This window comes from Lysinibacillus sp. RU7 (assembly GCF_057837305.1).
The window spans coordinates 1-19,679 of record NZ_JBYQFK010000012.1; the positions used below are offsets into that span (position 1 = coordinate 1).

Genomic DNA, 19,679 nt, shown 5'->3' on the forward strand with positions numbered 1-19,679 from the left:
ATAGTAAAACAGGTGATGTTGTGCATTTTATTTTTCATAAATTGTATGAAAACCCCAACATTTATTATAGAACCGAATTTTAATGTTGACAATTTAGGAGACGATTATATCACTAAAACATAAAGAAAAAGCGGGAAAATTCCCGCTTTTTGTCATGTCTAGCTGTCACGTGCTCACAATTTACTCATTTCAGAGCTAAATAAGCACGCTGAAGCCTTTCGAATAGATTAGCGACGTAATCCAAGTTTGTTGATTAGTTCACGGTAACGTTGTACGTCAGTTTCACGTAAATATTTTAATAAGTGACGACGACGACCTACCATTTTTAAAAGACCACGCTCAGAGTGGAAGTCTTTTTTGTGAGTACGTAAGTGAGTGTTTAATGCGTTGATTTCTGCAGTTAATACAGCGATTTGTACTTCTGGAGAACCAGTGTCGCTCTCATGAGTGCGGTACTCAGCGATGATTTCGTTTTTACGTTCTTTTGTAATTGCCATGTGAATGGACCTCCTAAATAGTAAAATATCCCCACTAGCACAGCAATCGTCGGAGAATCGGAAAGCCGAGCTAAGGTTCGTACGCTTTTCGTACTAATGCATCTTAACATATTTTGTATAGCCAAGCAACTATTATGCTTGCTTATTTAAATAATCCACGGCAGCTTGTTTATCTTTTTCAATTTGAGCAACCAGCGCTTCAATACCATTAAATTTTTGTTCGCTACGAATGCGATGATACCAACCAACGATTACCTCTTCACCGTAAATGTTTTTGTCGAAGTTGAAAATATGTACTTCGATTGTTAATTGTTTATTATTTGGATCTTTAAATGTTGGTTTATAGCCAACATTACACACCCCATCTAGCCATTCATTTTGCACTAAAATTTTGACTGCATATACCCCTGTCGCTGGAATGAAGCAGCCTTCCATATGCTGCACATTGGCCGTTGGAAACCCAAGTGTACGCCCGCGCTTATCCCCATGTACAACAATGCCCGGTACTTCAAAGGCACGTCCAAGTAACATACGGGCTTCTTCCATATTGCCTTCTTGTAACGCTCTCCGAATACGCGTGGAACTAATTTTTTCCGTTGTATCCGCACACTTTTCAACAATCGTTACGTCGAAATCATGGCCGCCTAGTTCGCGCATCAGCTGCATATTCCCTTTCCCAAATGCACCAAATGAAAAATCAAACCCAGCTGTTACATGTTTGACATTTAAATCACGAATAAAATATTGGATGAAATCCTCTGGTGAAAGCTTTGCAAAATCAGATGTAAAGTTGACAACAAATACCGTATCAATGGCCAGTTTACTTAATGTATCCAGCTTTTGCTGAAGCGGCGTAATATAAAATACTTTTTCATTGCGTCCACCTAGTACGATTGATGGATGTGGATCAAACGTCATGACTGCGCTTTTTAACCCTTTTTCTTTCGCCGTATCAATAGCAGACTGAATGACTACTTGATGTCCACGATGTACACCATCAAAAAAACCAACGGCTAACGAGTACGGCCCTTCTGTTGCTTTCAGTTGATGTGGATATTTTAAATGAATAACGTCCATAATTTCCTCCTACTCGATTTCAGGGAACATTTTGTCCGGCTTCATTTGACCATCCTTTGTCGGATGCTTGATATACACCGCGAATGCCTTCCCTTCAACCCCAAACACAATTTTTTCATTTACTTTTAATAATGGATGAATCGGTAGGACTTGTCCATTAAAAATTTGTTTGCGATTGGCATTGTCAATTTCAACATATGGGTAATCACTCAGTGCATATTCAACAGGTAAAATGAAGCTTTGATCGTCTAGTTCCATCTTTGCTGCTACTTCAGCAAGCGTTAGGCAATGTTCTTTCGTAAATGTTCCGGATGAAGTACGAACGAGTTCATGCATATGTGCCGGATACCCTAGTGCCTCACCAATTTGAACAGCCAGTGTACGGATGTATGTGCCTTTACTACATTGAATTCGAATCGCAAACCGGACTTCTTCTCCTTCAAAACTTTCCCCTTCACTTAACAATTCTAATGTGTAAATTGTTACTTGGCGTGTTGGGCGTTCAACGGTTTGACCAGCGCGTGCATATTCATATAACTTTTTACCGTTTACTTTGACAGCTGAAAACATGGGCGGTGTTTGCTGAATGTCACCCGTTAGTGTTTGTAGTGCTTGCAAAATTTGCGCACGTGTGAAAGATTTATAGGCCGTATGTTGTTCGACTGTTTCTCCTTCTGCATCTTCCGTTGTTGTGGTGCGACCAATCGATATGATAGCTTCATATGTTTTCCCAGCATCCGTTAAATATTCTGCGATACGCGTAGCTTGACCGATACAAATGGGTAAAACGCCTTCCACACCTGGGTCAAGTGTCCCTGTATGTCCGACTTTTTTAGTTTTTAAAATTTTTCGTAGCTTAAATACGCAATCATGACTTGTCATGCCGCGCTCTTTCCATAAAGGTAAAATCCCGTTCATCTTTCGGCTCCTTTTGCAATGAATAAAAAAGCCTGCGCAATATTGCGACAGGCTTTTAATAGTTGATGCTTTACGCTAAAGCAAGTACAATCTTACTTCTCTTCATGTAGGGAACGTAACAATTCATCGATTTTGTTACCGTACTCGATTGAAGCATCGAATGTGAAGGAAATCTCTGGTGTACGACGTAAACGAATACGAGAACCGATTTCTGAACGAATAAAGCCTGATGCTTTTTCTAATGCTTTTAACGTTTCTGCACGCTCACGTTCATTTCCTAATGAAGTAATATACACCGTTGCTTGTTGTAAGTCTCCTGTTACATCAACGTCTGTTACTGTTACAAAACCTACGCGAGGGTCTTTAATTTTACGACCAATAATCTCACCAAGCTCTTTTTTCATTTGCTCAGCTACGCGGTTAGAACGTAGAGACATACGTGTCACCACCTTTATCTATATCTCATGAGGATTCACACCACATCTTACACATGGTATGAACCTATTGCTTTATAAGTATTCACGCCAACGATCAAGCATTTCCCATTGTGGATTTGACTCCAAATAACGCAATGCATGGTCCATCTCACGATCAGCCGCCTCTTTAGAAGAAGCAACAGTCACAATCGCAAGGCGTGTACGTTGCCAAACATCTTGATGATCAATTTCTGCAACAGATACATTAAATTTTTGCTTCGTACGCATCGTCATACGTTGCAAAACGGCACGCTTTTCCTTTAACGAATGGGCAGTGTGAATAATGAATTCAACTTCTGCGTAGACAATCATTAGACGCGTTTAATTTCTTCCATAATGAAGGCTTCAATAATGTCGCCCTCTTTAATGTCGTTGTAGTTTTTAATTGTGATACCACATTCGTAACCTCTTGCTACTTCTTTTACATCGTCTTTGAAGCGTTTTAATGAGTCTAACTCGCCTTCAAATACAACGATGCCTTCGCGGATAATACGTACGCCTGCATCACGCACAATTTTGCCTTCTATTACATAAGAACCAGCAATTGTACCTACTTTTGATACTTTGATTGTTTGACGAACTTCTGCTTGACCCACAATTTTTTCTTCATATTCAGGGTCTAACATCCCTTTCATCGCTGCTTCGATTTCTTCGATTACTTTGTAAATAATGCGGTGTAAACGAATGTCTACTCCTTCAGCTTCTGCTGCACGTTTTGCATTTACATCAGGACGAACATTGAAACCAATCACGATAGCGTTTGAAGCTGCGGCAAGTGTAATATCGGATTCTGTAATCGCACCTGCACCAGTGTGAATAATTTTCACGTTTACGCCTTCTACATCAATTTTCATTAATGATGCAGCCATCGCTTCTACTGTACCTTGTACATCTGCTTTAACGATTAAGTTTAATTCTTTTACGTCACCTTGGCTCATTTGTTCGAATAAGTTATCAAGCGTTACGCGTTGTTTTTCAGAACGCTGTGCTTGGATTGCTGTCATCGCACGAGATTCACCTACTTGACGAGCTGTTTTCTCATCTTCGAACACTACAAAACGGTCACCTGCTTGTGGTACATCATTTAGACCTGTAATTTCCACTGGTGTAGATGGACCCGCTTCTTTTACGCGGCGACCCATGTCATTGACCATCGCACGAACACGACCGTAAGCATGACCTACTACGATTGGATCACCAACACGTAATGTCCCGTCTTGTACTAATAATGTTGCCACAGAACCGCGCCCTTTATCCAATTGCGCTTCAATAACTGTACCGAGTGCTGAACGGTTTGGATTTGCTTTTAGTTCTGCTACTTCAGAAACTAATAAAATCATTTCTAACAACTGCTCAATACCTTCTCCTTTTAATGCAGAGATTGGTACGAAAATTGTGTCGCCACCCCAGTCTTCAGGTACTAAGCCATGCTCTGTTAACTCTTGCATGACACGGTCTGGATTTGCTGAAGGTTTATCCATTTTGTTTACCGCAACGATAATTGGTACTTCTGCTGCTTTTGCGTGGTTAATCGCTTCCACAGTTTGAGGCATCACACCATCATCTGCTGCTACTACAATAATCGCTAAATCCGTTACTTTGGCACCACGTGCACGCATCGTTGTAAACGCAGCGTGACCAGGTGTATCTAAGAATGAAATTTTCTTATCTTGTACTTCTACTTGATAAGCACCGATATGTTGTGTAATCCCACCTGCTTCTCCAGCAGTTACTTTTGTATTACGAATCGAATCAAGTAATGTTGTTTTACCATGGTCTACGTGACCCATAATCGTTACAACTGGTGGACGCTCTTCTAATAATGCCTCATCCATTTCGTTTACTTGTTCGAAGTGCGTTTCTAAATCGGTAATATCTATACGTACTTCTTCTTCTACTTCTACACCATAGTCTGCACAAATTAACTCAATGGCATCTTTATCTAGCTCTTGGTTAATTGTGGCCATTACACCTAGCATGAATAACTTTTTGATTAATTCAGATGGTTCACGGTGTAATTTTTTCGCTAACTCTGCTACTGTTAGACTTTCATAGAATGTAATTTTTTCTGGTAATTCTTTTTGTACTACTTGCACCGGCTGTTGTGGCTTGTGTGTACGACGCTTCCCACCATGAATTCCTGGCTTACGGCGTTGTTGATTGCCACCTTTATTACGATTGTTATGATTTTGATTATTATTTTGTGTCATATTTCTATTTTGGCTACCTTTATTCTTTTGTTTTTCGCCCGTAGACGATGATTGACTTGCTTGAGAAGATTGTTGCTTTACTACTTTTGGTTGTTGTGACGCTTGTGAACGCGTGTCTTGTTTATTCCCCTGCTCTTTTACAGGTTGTTTAGAAGGAGTTGCTTTTATTCGTTCTACTGTTTGCTTAAAGACTGCATCAAGTTTTGAAACAGTATCAGCTTCTAGTACAGCCATATGATTTTTCACAGGCATGTCAAGCTTTCCTAGCTGTTCAATTACTTCTTTACTCGTTTTATTTACCTTTTTCGCATATTCATGAACTCTTACTTTGCTCATCTGCTCACCCCCGATTATTTTTCGTTGAGTAGACTAGACATTTTCTTTGCAAACCCGCTATCTGTAATCGCTAACGCGACACGAGCTTCTTTTCCTGTAGCATGTCCAAGATCATAACGATCCCCAAACACATGTAACTCAACATTGTAATACGTACATTTATCTGTCAATTTTTTACTAGTATTCGCTGATGCATCAGATGCTAAGAGTACGATTTTGGCATTGCCACTACGAATTTCTTTAATGACTAATTCTTCACCAGAAATTACTTTACGCGCTCTTGCTGCTAACCCTAACAGTTGCAGAATCGCTTGGTTTGTCATAAAATCGACTCCCTGCGAATTAGCGTGATGAGTTGCTCATAAATTTCATCAGGAATTTTCGCTTCTAATTGACGTTCTAAAATATTTTTTTTACGCGCTAAATTTACTGCTTCCTCTGATTTTGATACGTAAGCACCCCGACCAGATTTTTTACCTGTTACATCGACGGATACTTCCCCCTCTTTGGAACGAACAACACGAATCATCGCTTTTTTGGGAAGCATTTCGCCTGTTGCGATACATTTGCGTAAAGGAATCTTCCTATTCGTCGTCATCAGAATTCACCTCACTAAAGTAACAACTTATAATATGCTGTCGAATTTTTATGCTAGTTGTGTATGTTCCAGATCCAATGTCTACACTAGCACAGCGCTCTTGTTATTTACTCACTATTCTTCGTCATCCGCATATAAATCGTACTCAAGTTCTTCATCATCTAATTGCGGAACAAATGTGCTTGCTTCGTTAGGATAAATCCCTAATTCGCGCGCTTCTGTTTCACTCTTAATATCAATTTTCCACCCTGTTAATTTTGCTGCAAGACGTGCATTTTGACCACGTTTACCAATAGCAAGTGACAGTTGATAATCTGGCACAACAACCGTTGTCGATTTTTCTTCTTCGTTCACTTGAACATCAAGTACCTTTGATGGACTTAACGCATTTGCAACGAATACGACTGGATCTTCTGACCATTCTACGATGTCAATTTTCTCTCCGTTTAATTCGTTTACAATTGTTTGTACGCGCGCTCCCTTTGCTCCTACACATGAGCCGACTGGGTCTACTTCCTCATTATGAGCGTAAACAGAAATCTTTGAGCGATCACCGGCTTCACGAGCGATTGACTTAATTTCTACTGTACCATCGTAAATTTCAGGAACTTCCATTTCGAATAAGCGACGTAATAAGCCTGGGTGTGTACGAGAAACGATAATCTGAGGACCTTTTGTCGTGCGTTCTACTTTTGTGATATACATACGAAGGCGACTTTGTGGCTTATATACTTCACCTTGAATTTGTTCATTCGTCGGTAAAGCTGCCTCTACTTTACCAAGTGACACATAAATATTACGCTGATCTTGACGTTCAATTGTACCAACGACAATGTCATCTACTGAATCTACGTATTCTTCGTAGATGCGACCACGCTCTGCTTCGCGTACACGTTGTGTGACAACTTGCTTCGCTGTTTGTGCTGCAATACGCCCAAAGTTACGTGGTGTCACTTCTTGCTCTAACACATCGCCTACTTCATATACAGGATTAATTGCCTTCGCATCTTCCAATGAAATTTGCAGACGATCATCCTCTACCTCTTCTACAACGTCTTTGCGAGAGTAAACAACCATCGAACCTGTATTTAAGTTCAGGTCAACGCGTACATTTTGTGCTTGGTTAAAGTTACGCTTATAAGCAGTTACTAATGCTGCCTCAATTGCCTCAATTAGTACCTCTCTTGAAATGCCCTTCTGCTCCTCCAGTGCCGTTAAAGCATCTAGTAACTCACTATTCATTTTTATTTTCACTCCTAAATTTGCTTATCTGAAAAATCAATCGCATAACGAGCTTGTGCGACTTTTTCTTTTGGAATTTCTACATTTACTTTACGTGTTTTAATACGAACGGTCATTGATAAATCTTCACCATTATATGCCGTTAAGTATCCTTGGAATTCTTTCATGTCCTTGATTGGCTCATACGTTTTCACATAAATATATTTGCCGACCGCTTTTTCAAAATCGGATTCTTTTTTCAGTGGACGTTCAGCACCAGGCGAAGACACTTCTAAGTAATAGTTTTGCTCAATTGGGTCTTTTTCATCTAATATTGAGCTTAAACGTTCACTTACTAATGCACATTGATCAATATCGATTCCACCTTCTGGTGTATCAACATAGACACGTAAAAACCAGTTGCGACCTTCCTTCACGAACTCGACATCTACAAGCTCTAAGTTTAACTCTGTTGTAATCGGTGTTACTAGTTCTTCAATAATTGACGTAACTTTGCTCATCGTATCCTCCTTACGTCACATTTTTTCATCCGTAAAACACAGTTGGTCCATTTAGGACGCGATAATATTCTTTTTATGCGGATATTTGTCTACTTTTATACAGGAGTATCCGCTAATAAAACACAAATTCCACCAGCAAGTGGTGAAATTTGAGGTCTCAACAGCTGTTGTTTATGAGTAAAAAACTTGTATGTAGGCATAAACAATAGAAAAGAGCGGGAGAAACCCACTCTTTTGCTGCAATGCTATCAACAAATTATTACCATTAGAATAACATACCTCATAACGTAATGCAAACGAACATGCTTTAAACAGGATTTCTCTGCTTAGAATAGCGATAATTGGTTGGCGTCTGGCATCCCTTCCAAACAACCCAGTTGATCCATATACTCAATTAATGTTTTGGATACTCGTCCACGGCGCTGCAAGTCTTCTTTTGATAAAAACTCACCTTCTGCACGTGCTCCAACAATTTGCTTCGCTACGTTTGTTCCTAGACCCGGAATCGCATCAAATGGTGGAATAAGCGTATTCCCCTCGATAATAAATTCACTCGCTTCCGAACGATATAAATCTGGCTTTTGCATACTTATCCCGCGCTCACTCATTTCTAGCGCAATCTCAAGGACCGTCATTAAGTTTTTCTCTTTTGTCGATGCATCCAACCCTTTAATCGCAATTTCATCAATTTTTTGGCGGATCATTGCTGAACCTTGTGTCATCGCGATCAAATCAAAATCATCCGCACGCACTGTAAAGTAGGCCGCGTAATAAAGAATCGGATAATGTACTTTAAACCACGCAATACGCACTGCCATTAATACATAAGCAGCAGCGTGCGCCTTAGGGAACATATACTTAATTTTTTTACAAGAATCAATATACCAATCCGGCACTTTTTTATCCTTCATTTCGGCTTCCATTTCCTCAGTTAAGCCTTTCCCTTTACGTACCGACTCCATAATTTTGAACGCAAAGGATGGTTCAAGCCCTTGGTAAATTAAATACACCATAATGTCATCACGACAGCCGATTACTTCGGATAAGACGCATATACCGTTATGAATCAGCTCTTGAGCATTCCCTAGCCATACGTCTGTACCGTGGGATAGTCCTGAAATTTGGACAAGTTCACTAAATGTAGATGGCTTCGTATCTTCAAGCATTTGACGCACAAATTTTGTACCAAACTCAGGGATACCAAGTGTCCCTGTTTTTGTACCGATTTGTTCTGCCGTTACACCTAGTGACTCAGGAGAGCTAAATATTTTCATGACTTCCGGATCATCTGTCGGAATCGTTTTCGGATCAATCCCTGATAAATCCTGTAGCATACGAATCACTGTCGGATCATCGTGTCCAAGAATATCCAATTTTAATACGTTATCATGGATAGAATGGAAATCAAAATGCGTCGTTTTCCATTCTGCGTCTTGTGCATCCGCGGGATATTGTACTGGTGTAAAATCATATACCTCCATATAATCAGGAATTACAATAATCCCACCCGGGTGCTGACCTGTTGTACGTTTAACCCCTGTACACCCTTGTACAAGTCGGTCTACTTCTGCATTTCTAAAGGTCATATTGTGATCGTTAGCGTACCCTTTTACATACCCATATGCGGTTTTTTCTGCAACCGTACCAATCGTACCGGCACGATAAACATAATCCTCACCGAACAATACTTTCGTATAATTATGGGCCTGTGGCTGATATTCACCAGAGAAGTATGACGATAGGTAAGCCTTTGATGTTATCTCTAGCTTTTCCCCCGTCCCACACCGTGCATGAGGCTTTCACACTCACACGGCGTTCCATCGTTAACTTTGTTGAAGTTTAAAGGCTAAGCTTTGGATTTCCTACTTCCGTTCTTAGCCTATTTAATTTTTTAATTGCCTTCGCTTCCAATTTATAAATCATTTTCACATATTCTTTATTGGAAAGTGGGTCGCTATGATGAATTAGCATGTGATACCTTTTATTAATAATGATTAAATTATTATATTCATCTGTTCCACCTTGTGCTGTTGATTTGATATGATGGCATATCGCTTGGTGAGGAGTTAGCCTTTCACCTGTAATACCACAACAGCCTTTTTGAGCTACATATTTACTTAGACGATTATTTTCATATAAAACACTTTTCGCTTTGTAAATTCCTTTACGAAACATTTCAATTTCTCGAACGGATACTTGTTTTAAATCTTTATGAATTGCCTTCCTGTCATTCTCATTAAAAATCGTGAATTCAGGATTTCGCTGTCCTCGTATATCATGTCGAATTGCTTCGATAGGATATACCAATAATCCATTGCTTTTAAATCTTGGGTAATTGTAATCTCCATAAAACTTATCAATGACATCGTTTGATTCTTTTGTTTTCACAAAAATATTTCGAATCATTAACGATTTGATATTCGGATGAATTTCATGCCTTATCTCGTTAAAATCCTGAGCAATTCTAGTCGCAATTTTATAGTAATTGTGCAGACCTAATATATTGGCATTCAAACGCATCACTTTTTGCGGAGTGGGACTTTTTCTTAACTTTATTAATTGATGTCGAATAACCTCACGCACTTTTTCTTTTGCTTTCGGTTCCATTTTAGAATTTACTACATAGCCTGTTTTAGCATTACCTTTTTGTACCGCTCTAAATCGTACGCCTAAAAAATCTGTTCCATTTTTACGCAAGTTTGTGATTTTACTCTTTTCTTCACTTATTTCTAACCCTAGTCGTTCCTTTAGCCATTGTTCTACAGCTAGTTTAATCTTTCGAGCATTGTCATAAGAATTTGTAAAAATTTTAAAATTATCTGCGTAGCGCACTAAGTACATGGGCTTTAGACTTGTTTTCTTTAGCGCATCTGTTTTATTTCGCTTTAGCTTGTACGGTGTTTTGGTCGGCTTCGTCTCCCATTGGTTAGAAATCCACCAATCCAATTCATTCAGTACAATGTTAGCAAGTAACGGTGATAAAATACCGCCCTGCGGAGTACCTTTTGTCGGTATGCCTTCACCTGTAATTTCCGCTTTCAACATCTTCTTTAGTATCGTTAAAACTTTTTTATCCCGTATTCCAATTGTCCATAATTGGCGCATGAGCTTTTTATGATTGACGTTATCGAAAAACCCTTTAATATCAATATCCACTACGAAATGTTGATGACTATGATTGACAATATGATAACATCTTGCTAAGGCATCATGTGTGCTACGCTTTGGTCTGAATCCATAACTTTGTGGATGAAACTTCCCTTCTACAATTGGCTCTAATATTTGTAAAAACATTTGTTGTATTAACCTGTCTTCAATCGTAGGAATACCAAGAGGTCGTCTACTCCCATTAGGTTTAGGAATCCATAATCTCCTCACTGCATGTGGTGAATAATTTTGGAGTCTTGTTCGCATCAATTTAACAAGTTGTGTAGCGTCCATTTTATTTAAATGTTTAATCGTATGTCCGTTCGCGCCTTTCGTTTTACTTCCTGTATTGCTTTTTAAGTTACGGAAAGCGAGTAAAATATTTTCTTCAGAAATAATTTGCTCATAAATATTTGTAAAGTATCGACCACTTTTACTTTCTTCATAAAGCTTATCGAAAATTGGTTGTAAACCGAAATATTCGTTGTTTCTTAACTTTTGAATCATTAAGTCAGTCAACTAATCACTCCCTTTTAGAAGTTTTCGTTCTCTTTGGTCATACTAGAATCTGACTTGTTGTAGGTTTGTTTTCAACATTAACGACTTGTGCCCTTCCCTCTGAAATGTTTTATCCTCTGACCTATTGGTTATTCAGTCATCATTGGCATTTCTTCAATGGTACTACGGCACTACTGCCACTCCCTCAAAGTATGTTATAGCTTTAAAGCCTTTCCATACACCGTTGTCATCAAAGTGCAATCTTCTCTTACGTTAGGAGCTTCACACGTTCCACTATTTCTATCTGTACATATTCCCTTAGGTTCCCCCTAAATTCCGCTAGGCTGGCATGTGCCTATAACACAAGATGGATTTTCATAACCTAACGCTTACTCATCCACACCTAGAAGTCCTCATTGGACCCCGCAGCATTTCTACTACGTGACATTCACGAAAAGTCAATCGAGGGTTCGTCCCAGTTAATCTACTGATGCTAACCATAGGAATTTTATAGACACCAGACCTATCATTCACAAGATTTCTCTCTTTCCTCAGCCAAACTGTTAGGGTGAGCTTCAGCCTACTTTAACGAGCTTCAAACGGCTTTCATTTTTGCAGTAATCTAACCGCTTGTCGTAGCTTCAGTGAGTGCGTTTCAAGGCGTTACCCTTTCATTCCACACTTCGAAATAGCAGTTCTACCAATCATGGTGGCTAATCTTTTCAATTAGCAACGTGTCACACTTAAATCGATGTCGGGTACCTTATCCCCTTTAAATCCAAGGAATGTTTCAAACGGAATATCTTGTCCATCTTTTTTGTAGGCACTGCCACAGTTCACACAATCTTTGTTCGGTAAATCATAGCCTGACGCAACGGAACCATCCGCGATAAACTCGGAATGCTTACAGTTCGGACACACATAATGCGGTGGTAATGGATTAACTTCGGTAATTTCCATAAATGTCGCAACAAGCGATGACCCTACCGAACCACGTGAACCAACTAAGTACCCATCCGCTAGTGATTTTTTTACGAGCTTGGCGGAGATTAAATAAATAACCCCGAATCCGTGCCCTAAAATCGACTTTAATTCCTTTTCTATACGAGCTTGTACAATTTCCGGTAGCTCCTCACCATAAATACGATGCGCCATTTCATACGTTAAATTGGTTACTTCTTCATCGGAACCTTCAATTTTCGGTGTATATAAATCATCTTTAATTGGTTTAACATCACCAACCATGGCCGCTACTTTTTGCGTATTTGTGACAACAACTTCTTTTGCTAAGTCTGGTCCTAAAAAATCAAATTCTTGGAGCATTTCATCTGTTGTGCGGAAATGTACCTTTGGCAATGGACTACGGTTTAGTGGATTCGCCCCACCCATAGAACCAATTAAAATTTGACGGAATTTATAATCCGTTTCATCTAAATAATGCACATTGCCTGTTGCACAAACAGGGATTTCTAACTTCTTCCCCAGCTTGACAAGTCGGCGGATAATATCTTCTAAATTCCACTCATCATGCACGACGCCACGATCAATTAGTGGCAAATAGACTGGCTTAGGTTGTACTTCAATATAATCATAAAACTTCGCTACTTTTTCAGCCTCTTCTGGTGTTTTATTCATAATTGTTTCAAATAACTCACCATTAGAGCAGCCTGATCCAACAATTAAACCTTGTCGCAGCTTCGTTAAATCTGAACGACGAATGCGTGGTACACGGTAAAATGTTTGTGTATGAGCAATCGACACAAGCTTAAATAAATTTTTAAGTCCATCATTATCAACAGCTAAAATCGTACAATGGCTTGGACGCGCTTGCTTATATCCATCCGTCCCGCCTACATGCTGATTAAATTCATCGTGATAAGCAATGCCCATATCAAACGCTTGTTTTAATAGATGCAGTAATAATTCTCCTGTTGCTTCTGTATCGTAAATGGCACGGTGATGCTGTGATAACTCGATATTGTATTTTCTTGTTAACGCTTTTAAATTATGCGCTTTTTGCCCCGGATTCACGAGACGTGAAAGTTCCACTGTATCAATTGCGGGATGCTCTACCCCTTCAATTCCAGCTTTTTTATAGGCGACATATAAGAAGCCAAGGTCAAACGATGCGTTATGGGCAACAACGATGGCATCACCAATAAATTCATAAAACTCTTGCACGACTTGTTCAATCTCTGGTTGACCAACAAGCATATCATCTGTAATATGCGTGAGTTCAATAATTTTAGCCGTCAACGGACGATGAGGATTGGCAAATCGTTCAAATCGTTCAATGACTTGACCATTTTTTATTTTCACTGCAGCAAGCTCAATAATGGTATCGTATACATTGGAGAATCCCGTTGTTTCGACGTCAAATACGACAAATGTCGCTTCTTCTAGTTGAATATGCTGTTCAGCGTAAGCAATTGGCGCGCCATCATCCACAAGATTAGCCTCTAACCCGTAAATAACTTTAATGCCGTTCTTTTTCCCTGCGGCATAAGCATCGGGAAATGCCTGTACAACCGCGTGATCCGTTACAGCAACAGCCGAATGCCCCCATTTTGCTGCTTGTGCAATTAAACGATCTACTGGTGTGACAGCATCCATTTGACTCATCGGCGTATGCATATGAAGCTCTACACGCTTTTCACCATCAGGTGCTAAATCTTTACGTGACGCTCGATGAATTTCATTAATATCACGCGCCATCATCACCATATCACGCGCAAAATTATCCCATTGCACCGAGCCACGTACACGTACCCACATTCCTTTTTTCAATTGTTCCATCATCCCGACGTCGTCATCACCGCGCGAAAACATTTTGATGAGCATGGAGTCTGTATAGTCGGTCATTTTAAATTCAAGCAATGCACGACCGCTCTTTAAAATTTTTATTTCAGTTGCGAAAACAAAACCTTCTAAAATGATTGAACTTTCTTCTTCAACAACAGAACGAATTTCTGCTACTTCTGGATTTTTAATCATACCGCCCAGTTGGAACGGACGGTCTTGGGCAACAGCTGCTGGATTAGCCGCTTTTTCTTTTTCACGGCGTTGGAAATCTTCCAGTGCCTGTTGTGAAAGTCGTTCTTCTTCTTGTCTACGTTGTTCATAAAATGCTTCTTGCATTGCAAGCATTTCTTCACTCGGATCCACTAACTGAAAGTCTATTGGCATATGTGGAAAGCCTAACGATTTATATTCCGTTGATATGCGCTCTGCATATTTCGCCTTTAATTGCATGAGCTGAATATCTTGCTCTACATTCGCAACGATTTTATTGCCTGTCCAAACAGGAATTTGCTTCGCTAACTGTTGACGTAATGGGGGCGACATATCATCAATCGCTTCAATTACTGTCAGCCAGTATTCGTGAACCAGTTGTTCCGTTATTTGTGGTGCACGTGTTTCAATAGCCAATGACACTTGGGCAATATGTGCAAATTTCTCTACCATGCGCATCCGCATTACCTGATACACTTGGTAAGGTAAAATTTGCTCTAACGTAATGTCAAATTGCCAAACGCGCTTTTTTTTATGAACCGTCATGCGTGATAATTCTCCGCGCTCAAAAAATGACATATACACATCATCCGTTAATTCAAGCTGCTGAAGTAACAGTCGAAAGCGCTCTGTAGCTTGTTGTGTCACCTTTTTCCCTCCTTGTTCCTGAAAAAGAAAGGAAAGCGACAAATTTAGACGCTTCCCCCCTTCTTTTAATTATATATTTGTACGGAAGAATTCATTAAGACGATCAATTACTTCTTCCTTTGCCCACTCAAATGTTTCACCTGATTCACGGAATTTCACTTCCACTAAACCTTCTGCTGCCTTTTTACCAACAGTGACACGTACTGGTAAACCAATTAAGTCAGCGTCAGCAAATTTCACACCAGCACGCTCTGCACGATCATCATATAGTACATCATAACGATATGATTTTAGTAAACCATATAATTCATCAGCAAGCTGTACTTGTGCCTCATCTTTCGTATTGACCGGTACTAAGTGTACATCATAAGGCGCTAATTGTTTTGGCCATACAAAGCCTTTTTCATCTTGGCATTGCTCAGCAACTGCTGCTAAGATACGAGAAACGCCAATACCATAGCATCCCATAATAAATGGTTGTGTTTTGCCTTGTTCATCCAAATATACTGCATTCATTTTGGCAGAGTACGTCGTGCCAAGCTTGAAAATATGTCCTACTTCGATACCTTCAGCAAATTTGATAACACCTTGTCCATCTGGAGATGGGTCGCCCTCTTGGATAAAGCGAATATCCGCATAAGCATTAATAGCAAAGTCACGCTCTGGGTTAACATTTACATAATGGAAGCCATCTTCGTTTGCCCCTGCGACACCATTGCGAATCGATTTAATCGCATTATCCGCAATTACTTTTACATTTACCGGTAATTTGACAGGGCCAATTGAACCAACTGTGCAACCTAAAAGCGCTTGAATCTCTGCTTCTTCTGCTAGTTCAACAGAGCCTGCTTCTAAAGCATTTTTTAATTTAATATCATTAATTTCGTGATCACCACGTGCGAGCACAACGACTAACTCATCATCAATTTTAAATACTAAAGATTTAATACAATTTGAGGCAGGTACGTTTAAGAAGTTTGAAACTTCTTCAATTGTTTTCGCATCTGGTGTCGCTACTTTTTCAAGCTCTGCCATTGCTTCGTCAGATAGCTTATAATCTACTAACACTTCTGCCATTTCGATATTTGCTGCGTAATCTGAAGAATCAGAGTAAGCAATTGTATCTTCCCCGATTTCAGAAAGTACCATAAACTCATGTGTACCTTTCCCACCGATGGAACCTGCGTCTGCAATAACGGCACGGAAGTTTAAGCCAAGGCGCGTGAAAATGTTAGAGTATGCACGGTACATATCTTCATATGTAGCATCTAAACTTTCACGAGACGCATGGAATGAATAGGCATCTTTCATAATAAACTCGCGACCACGTAGCAGTCCAAAACGCGGACGCTTCTCATCACGGAATTTTGTTTGAATTTGATACAGCGTTAATGGTAATTTTTTATACGATTTAATCTCATCACGTACAAGTGTTGTAATCACTTCTTCGTGTGTTGGTCCTAACGCAAAGTCACGGTTATGACGGTCTTTAAAACGCATTAATTCTGGACCGTATTTTTCCCAGCGCCCTGATTCTTGCCAAAGCTCTGCTGATTGCATCGCTGGCATTAAAAGCTCTTGCGCGTTAATCGCTTCTAGTTCTTCGCGAATGACTTGCTCAATTTTCGATAATACTTTGCGTGCAAGTGGTAAGTACGAATAAATACCTGATGCATTTTGACGAATGAATCCAGCACGTAGAAGGACTTGATGCGATTTTACTTCCGCATCAGAAGGTACTTCACGAAGTGTTGGAATGAAAGTTAAACTTTGTTTCATAAAGTTGCTCCACCTTTTAAATTAAAAATATAACATAAGCATAATCAAATTTAGCTTTGAACGCCACTAAATATGATAGAATGCGCCCAAAGCTTTTATTTTAGAAGAAGAATTTTTGAATATCGTTCCAAGTAACTACGACCATTAATACCATTAATAGTACAATACCAACGAAATGTATAAGCCCTTCTTTTTCACGATTAATCGGTTTGCCACGTACTGCTTCAAAAGCAAAGAATAATAAACGTCCACCGTCAAGAGCTGGTAATGGCAATAAATTCATAATCCCTAAGTTAATACTTAGCATCGCAGCCCAGCGCATTAACTGATATACACCGTGTTCAGCTACAGATTCTGTATATTTATAAATCCCTACTGGACCCGATAAATCATCAATAGAAAACTGCCCTGTGACAAGCATACCTAGCATTTTAAAAATCTGCACGGTAAAGTCATACGTATTGACAGCTGCGTTTGGAATAGCTTCTAATGGCGCGGATTCAAATGGTGTTTGATACAATACACCAATGCGTCCAAATGTCTGCCCTTGTTCCGTTACAGCATCGGGCGTTACCGTTAAATGCATGGGTGCCCCGTCCCGCTCTACAACAAACGCTAATGGTTTGCCTGGATTTTCTTGAATGGCAACTGATAATTCCTGCCACTGTGTAATTTGAACACCGTTAATAGCTGTGACTAAATCCCCATCCTGCATGCCCGCTTCCATCGCGGGTCCATTATCAGTCACTTCTGTAATAACGGGCTCATATGTTGGCTTTCCTTGCAGTAAACCAATCGCTAGAAAAATAAAGAACGCTAAAATAAAGTTAAAAAGTGGCCCTGCAAAAATCGCCATTGCCCGTTGCCCAACTGTTTTGGAATTAAACTGACGATCATACGGAGCAATCATCGTTTCATTGCCATTTTCTGCAATGACTGCATTTCGAGCTACTTTATAACGGACAATGCGCGGGTACTCGCTGTCATCATCCTCATCGTATCCTTCAATCCATAAGCCTTTATTTAAATCAGCGCGCTCTACTTCCAAAAAGACAACATTTGGATGATTGTTTTTCTGATTTAAAATAATTTTCTGCACGACATTGTCTTCGTTTGTCACTAAAGCAACACGATAACCCGGTTGTAATTCAATACTATCTAAATCGTCACCCGCCATACGTACATAGCCGCCGATTGGTAATAGACGAATTGTGTACAGTGTCTCGCCTTTTGTCATGCCGAAAATTTTCGGCCCCATCCCAATGGCAAACTCTCGCACCATAATACCAGCACGCTTTGCAAAAATAAAGTGACCGAGCTCATGGAAGAATACGAGCGCGCCAAAAATGATTATAAATGCAATTACTGTTTGCATACTATCCCACCTTCACGAGCAAATTTACATACATCTTTTATCCCGCACTAACAGGCAGTAATTTAGCTGTACCAAAAGTAAAGCAACAGGTACAACACTCCATAAAAACATATCTGGAGATAGAAAGATTAACTGCCAGGAAAAGCCCCATTCGTTCAACTCACAATCAACAGCGTAGAGAAGAACTGCAATCGATTGAAGTTGCACTTTATTTTATCATGTTTTGTACCGCTTTTCTCGTCTCACTATCCACGTGTAAAATCGTCTGTAAATCTGGCAGCAATATATTGTCATGCGCATCCATTACACGCTCAATACATTCCTCAATTTGTAGGAATGTAATTTTTTCTTGTAAAAATAATGCAACAGCTGCTTCATTAGCCGCGTTCATTGCTGTTAGCATCGTCCCACCAGCACGCCCGGCTTCATATGCTAGCTTTAGAGCACGATAACGATCAAAGTCAACTTCTTGGAAATGCAACTTCCCGATTTCTGCCAAGTTTAAACGCTTCCCACCTACTAATGGAATACGGTCTGGATACGTAAGCGCATATTGAATCGGTACACGCATGTCCGGTGTACCGAGTTGTGCCATCACACTCGTATCATGGTACTCCACCATGGAGTGGATAATACTTTCTCGGTGCAATAATACGTCGATGTGGTCGTATGGCATATCGAATAACACATGTGCCTCGATAACCTCTAACCCTTTATTCATCATCGTAGCGGAGTCAATTGTAATTTTCGCCCCCATAGACCAGTTTGGATGATTCAGCGCATCTTTAACCGTCACACCTTCTAACTCCGCGCGTGTTTTATCGCGGAACGAACCACCTGAAGCCGTTAAAATTAGGCGTTCAATCGCTTTTGGATTCTCGCCGTTCATCGATTGATACAGCGCAGAATGCTCACTATCTACTGGCAAAATCGGGGCATTATATTTTTTCGCTTCTGCCATCACTAAGTGCCCTGCTGTAACAAGCGTCTCTTTGTTGGCAATGGCAATCGTTTTGCCCATACGAATCGCCGCGAGTGTAGATTCTAACCCTACACTGCCCAGCACAGCATTTACTAATACGGTTGTTTCAGGATGTGTTGCTACATCGATTAACCCTTTCGTACCGTATGTAAATGCTATATTCGGAAACTCTTTTCCAAGTGCTAGTGCATCTGTCTCTTCTTGTACGGAAACAATTTCTGGCTTTAGTTGTCGTATAATTTCTCTCGTTTTTTCAATATTTCTTCCTGATGAAAACGCAACAAGTTGAAACTCTTGCTGATTTGCTAAAATAATATCAATCGTTTGCAAACCAATGGAACCTGTTGCACCAAGCAAACTAATTTTCTTCATGATGTGCTCCTT

At 39.9% G+C, this 19,679-nt stretch carries 14 protein-coding genes and 2 pseudogenes; all 16 read right to left on the reverse strand.

What is annotated here, in order from left to right; translation table 11 throughout:
- Positions 1-227: 227 nt before the first annotated feature.
- Positions 228-497, reverse strand: a complete 270-nt coding sequence (rpsO, locus tag AC3II9_RS10215; RefSeq protein WP_489155210.1) for a 30S ribosomal protein S15 — start codon at positions 495-497, stop codon at positions 228-230.
- A 132-nt stretch (positions 498-629) separates the two neighbouring features.
- On the reverse strand, positions 630-1,574 hold the full coding sequence (locus tag AC3II9_RS10220; protein ID WP_489155212.1) for a bifunctional riboflavin kinase/FAD synthetase: 945 nt from the start codon (positions 1,572-1,574) through the stop codon (positions 630-632).
- A gap of 9 nt (positions 1,575-1,583) precedes the next feature.
- Positions 1,584-2,492, reverse strand: a complete 909-nt coding sequence (truB, locus tag AC3II9_RS10225; protein ID WP_489155213.1) for a tRNA pseudouridine(55) synthase TruB — start codon at positions 2,490-2,492, stop codon at positions 1,584-1,586.
- Between the two features lie 92 nt (positions 2,493-2,584).
- Complete coding sequence (gene rbfA / locus AC3II9_RS10230; RefSeq protein WP_391366484.1) at positions 2,585-2,929, reverse strand: 30S ribosome-binding factor RbfA; 345 nt, start codon at positions 2,927-2,929, stop codon at positions 2,585-2,587.
- Positions 2,930-3,001: 72 nt separating this feature from the next.
- Complete coding sequence (locus tag AC3II9_RS10235) at positions 3,002-3,280, reverse strand: DUF503 domain-containing protein (protein ID WP_489155215.1); 279 nt, start codon at positions 3,278-3,280, stop codon at positions 3,002-3,004.
- On the reverse strand, positions 3,280-5,514 hold the full coding sequence (infB, locus tag AC3II9_RS10240) for a translation initiation factor IF-2 (protein ID WP_489155217.1): 2,235 nt from the start codon (positions 5,512-5,514) through the stop codon (positions 3,280-3,282). Before infB ends, AC3II9_RS10235 begins: the two co-directional genes overlap by 1 nt.
- A 14-nt stretch (positions 5,515-5,528) precedes the next feature.
- A complete protein-coding gene (locus AC3II9_RS10245; protein ID WP_391366479.1) occupies positions 5,529-5,837 on the reverse strand; it encodes a YlxQ family RNA-binding protein in 309 nt (102 codons plus the stop codon).
- The gene (gene rnpM, locus AC3II9_RS10250) at positions 5,834-6,112 is read right to left on the reverse strand and encodes an RNase P modulator RnpM (RefSeq protein WP_431029506.1); all 279 of its coding nucleotides are present in this window, start codon (positions 6,110-6,112) and stop codon (positions 5,834-5,836) included. The genes AC3II9_RS10245 and rnpM overlap by 4 nt, the downstream gene beginning before the upstream one ends.
- Positions 6,113-6,226: 114 nt before the next feature.
- The gene (nusA, locus tag AC3II9_RS10255; protein ID WP_431029505.1) at positions 6,227-7,354 is read right to left on the reverse strand and encodes a transcription termination factor NusA; all 1,128 of its coding nucleotides are present in this window, start codon (positions 7,352-7,354) and stop codon (positions 6,227-6,229) included.
- 14 nt (positions 7,355-7,368) lie between these two features.
- Entirely contained in the window at positions 7,369-7,854 is a 486-nt protein-coding gene (rimP, locus tag AC3II9_RS10260; protein WP_489155219.1) for a ribosome maturation factor RimP, read from the reverse strand.
- A gap of 326 nt (positions 7,855-8,180) precedes the next feature.
- Positions 8,181-9,584: pseudogene (locus tag AC3II9_RS10265) on the reverse strand (PolC-type DNA polymerase III); the annotation flags it as partial.
- 109 nt (positions 9,585-9,693) lie between these two features.
- Positions 9,694-11,520, reverse strand: coding sequence for a group II intron reverse transcriptase/maturase (gene ltrA, locus AC3II9_RS10270; protein WP_489155220.1), 1,827 nt, complete (start codon positions 11,518-11,520; stop codon positions 9,694-9,696).
- Between the two features lie 720 nt (positions 11,521-12,240).
- Positions 12,241-15,159, reverse strand: a pseudogene (locus tag AC3II9_RS10275) (PolC-type DNA polymerase III); the annotation flags it as partial.
- A 69-nt stretch (positions 15,160-15,228) separates the two neighbouring features.
- Positions 15,229-16,938, reverse strand: a complete 1,710-nt coding sequence (locus AC3II9_RS10280) for a proline--tRNA ligase (protein WP_489155221.1) — start codon at positions 16,936-16,938, stop codon at positions 15,229-15,231.
- A 100-nt stretch (positions 16,939-17,038) separates the two neighbouring features.
- Positions 17,039-18,313, reverse strand: coding sequence for an RIP metalloprotease RseP (gene rseP, locus AC3II9_RS10285; protein ID WP_489155223.1), 1,275 nt, complete (start codon positions 18,311-18,313; stop codon positions 17,039-17,041).
- Between the two features lie 208 nt (positions 18,314-18,521).
- Positions 18,522-19,667, reverse strand: a complete 1,146-nt coding sequence (dxr, locus tag AC3II9_RS10290) for a 1-deoxy-D-xylulose-5-phosphate reductoisomerase (protein ID WP_489155225.1) — start codon at positions 19,665-19,667, stop codon at positions 18,522-18,524.
- Between the last annotated feature and the right edge of the window lie 12 nt (positions 19,668-19,679).

Excerpts from the sequence above, each read along its gene's own strand:
- rpsO (WP_489155210.1), bottom strand. The coding sequence starts at position 497 with ATGGCAATTACAAAAGAACGTAAAAACGAAATCATCGCTGAGTACCGC.
- AC3II9_RS10220 (WP_489155212.1), bottom strand. The coding sequence starts at position 1,574 with ATGGACGTTATTCATTTAAAATATCCACATCAACTGAAAGCAACAGAA.
- truB (WP_489155213.1), bottom strand. The coding sequence starts at position 2,492 with ATGAACGGGATTTTACCTTTATGGAAAGAGCGCGGCATGACAAGTCAT.
- rbfA (WP_391366484.1), bottom strand. The coding sequence starts at position 2,929 with ATGTCTCTACGTTCTAACCGCGTAGCTGAGCAAATGAAAAAAGAGCTT.
- AC3II9_RS10235 (WP_489155215.1), bottom strand. The coding sequence starts at position 3,280 with ATGATTGTCTACGCAGAAGTTGAATTCATTATTCACACTGCCCATTCG.
- infB (WP_489155217.1), bottom strand. The coding sequence starts at position 5,514 with ATGAGCAAAGTAAGAGTTCATGAATATGCGAAAAAGGTAAATAAAACG.
- AC3II9_RS10245 (WP_391366479.1), bottom strand. The coding sequence starts at position 5,837 with ATGACAAACCAAGCGATTCTGCAACTGTTAGGGTTAGCAGCAAGAGCG.
- rnpM (WP_431029506.1), bottom strand. The coding sequence starts at position 6,112 with ATGACGACGAATAGGAAGATTCCTTTACGCAAATGTATCGCAACAGGC.
- nusA (WP_431029505.1), bottom strand. The coding sequence starts at position 7,354 with ATGAATAGTGAGTTACTAGATGCTTTAACGGCACTGGAGGAGCAGAAG.
- rimP (WP_489155219.1), bottom strand. The coding sequence starts at position 7,854 with ATGAGCAAAGTTACGTCAATTATTGAAGAACTAGTAACACCGATTACA.
- AC3II9_RS10280 (WP_489155221.1), bottom strand. The coding sequence starts at position 16,938 with ATGAAACAAAGTTTAACTTTCATTCCAACACTTCGTGAAGTACCTTCT.
- rseP (WP_489155223.1), bottom strand. The coding sequence starts at position 18,313 with ATGCAAACAGTAATTGCATTTATAATCATTTTTGGCGCGCTCGTATTC.
- dxr (WP_489155225.1), bottom strand. The coding sequence starts at position 19,667 with ATGAAGAAAATTAGTTTGCTTGGTGCAACAGGTTCCATTGGTTTGCAA.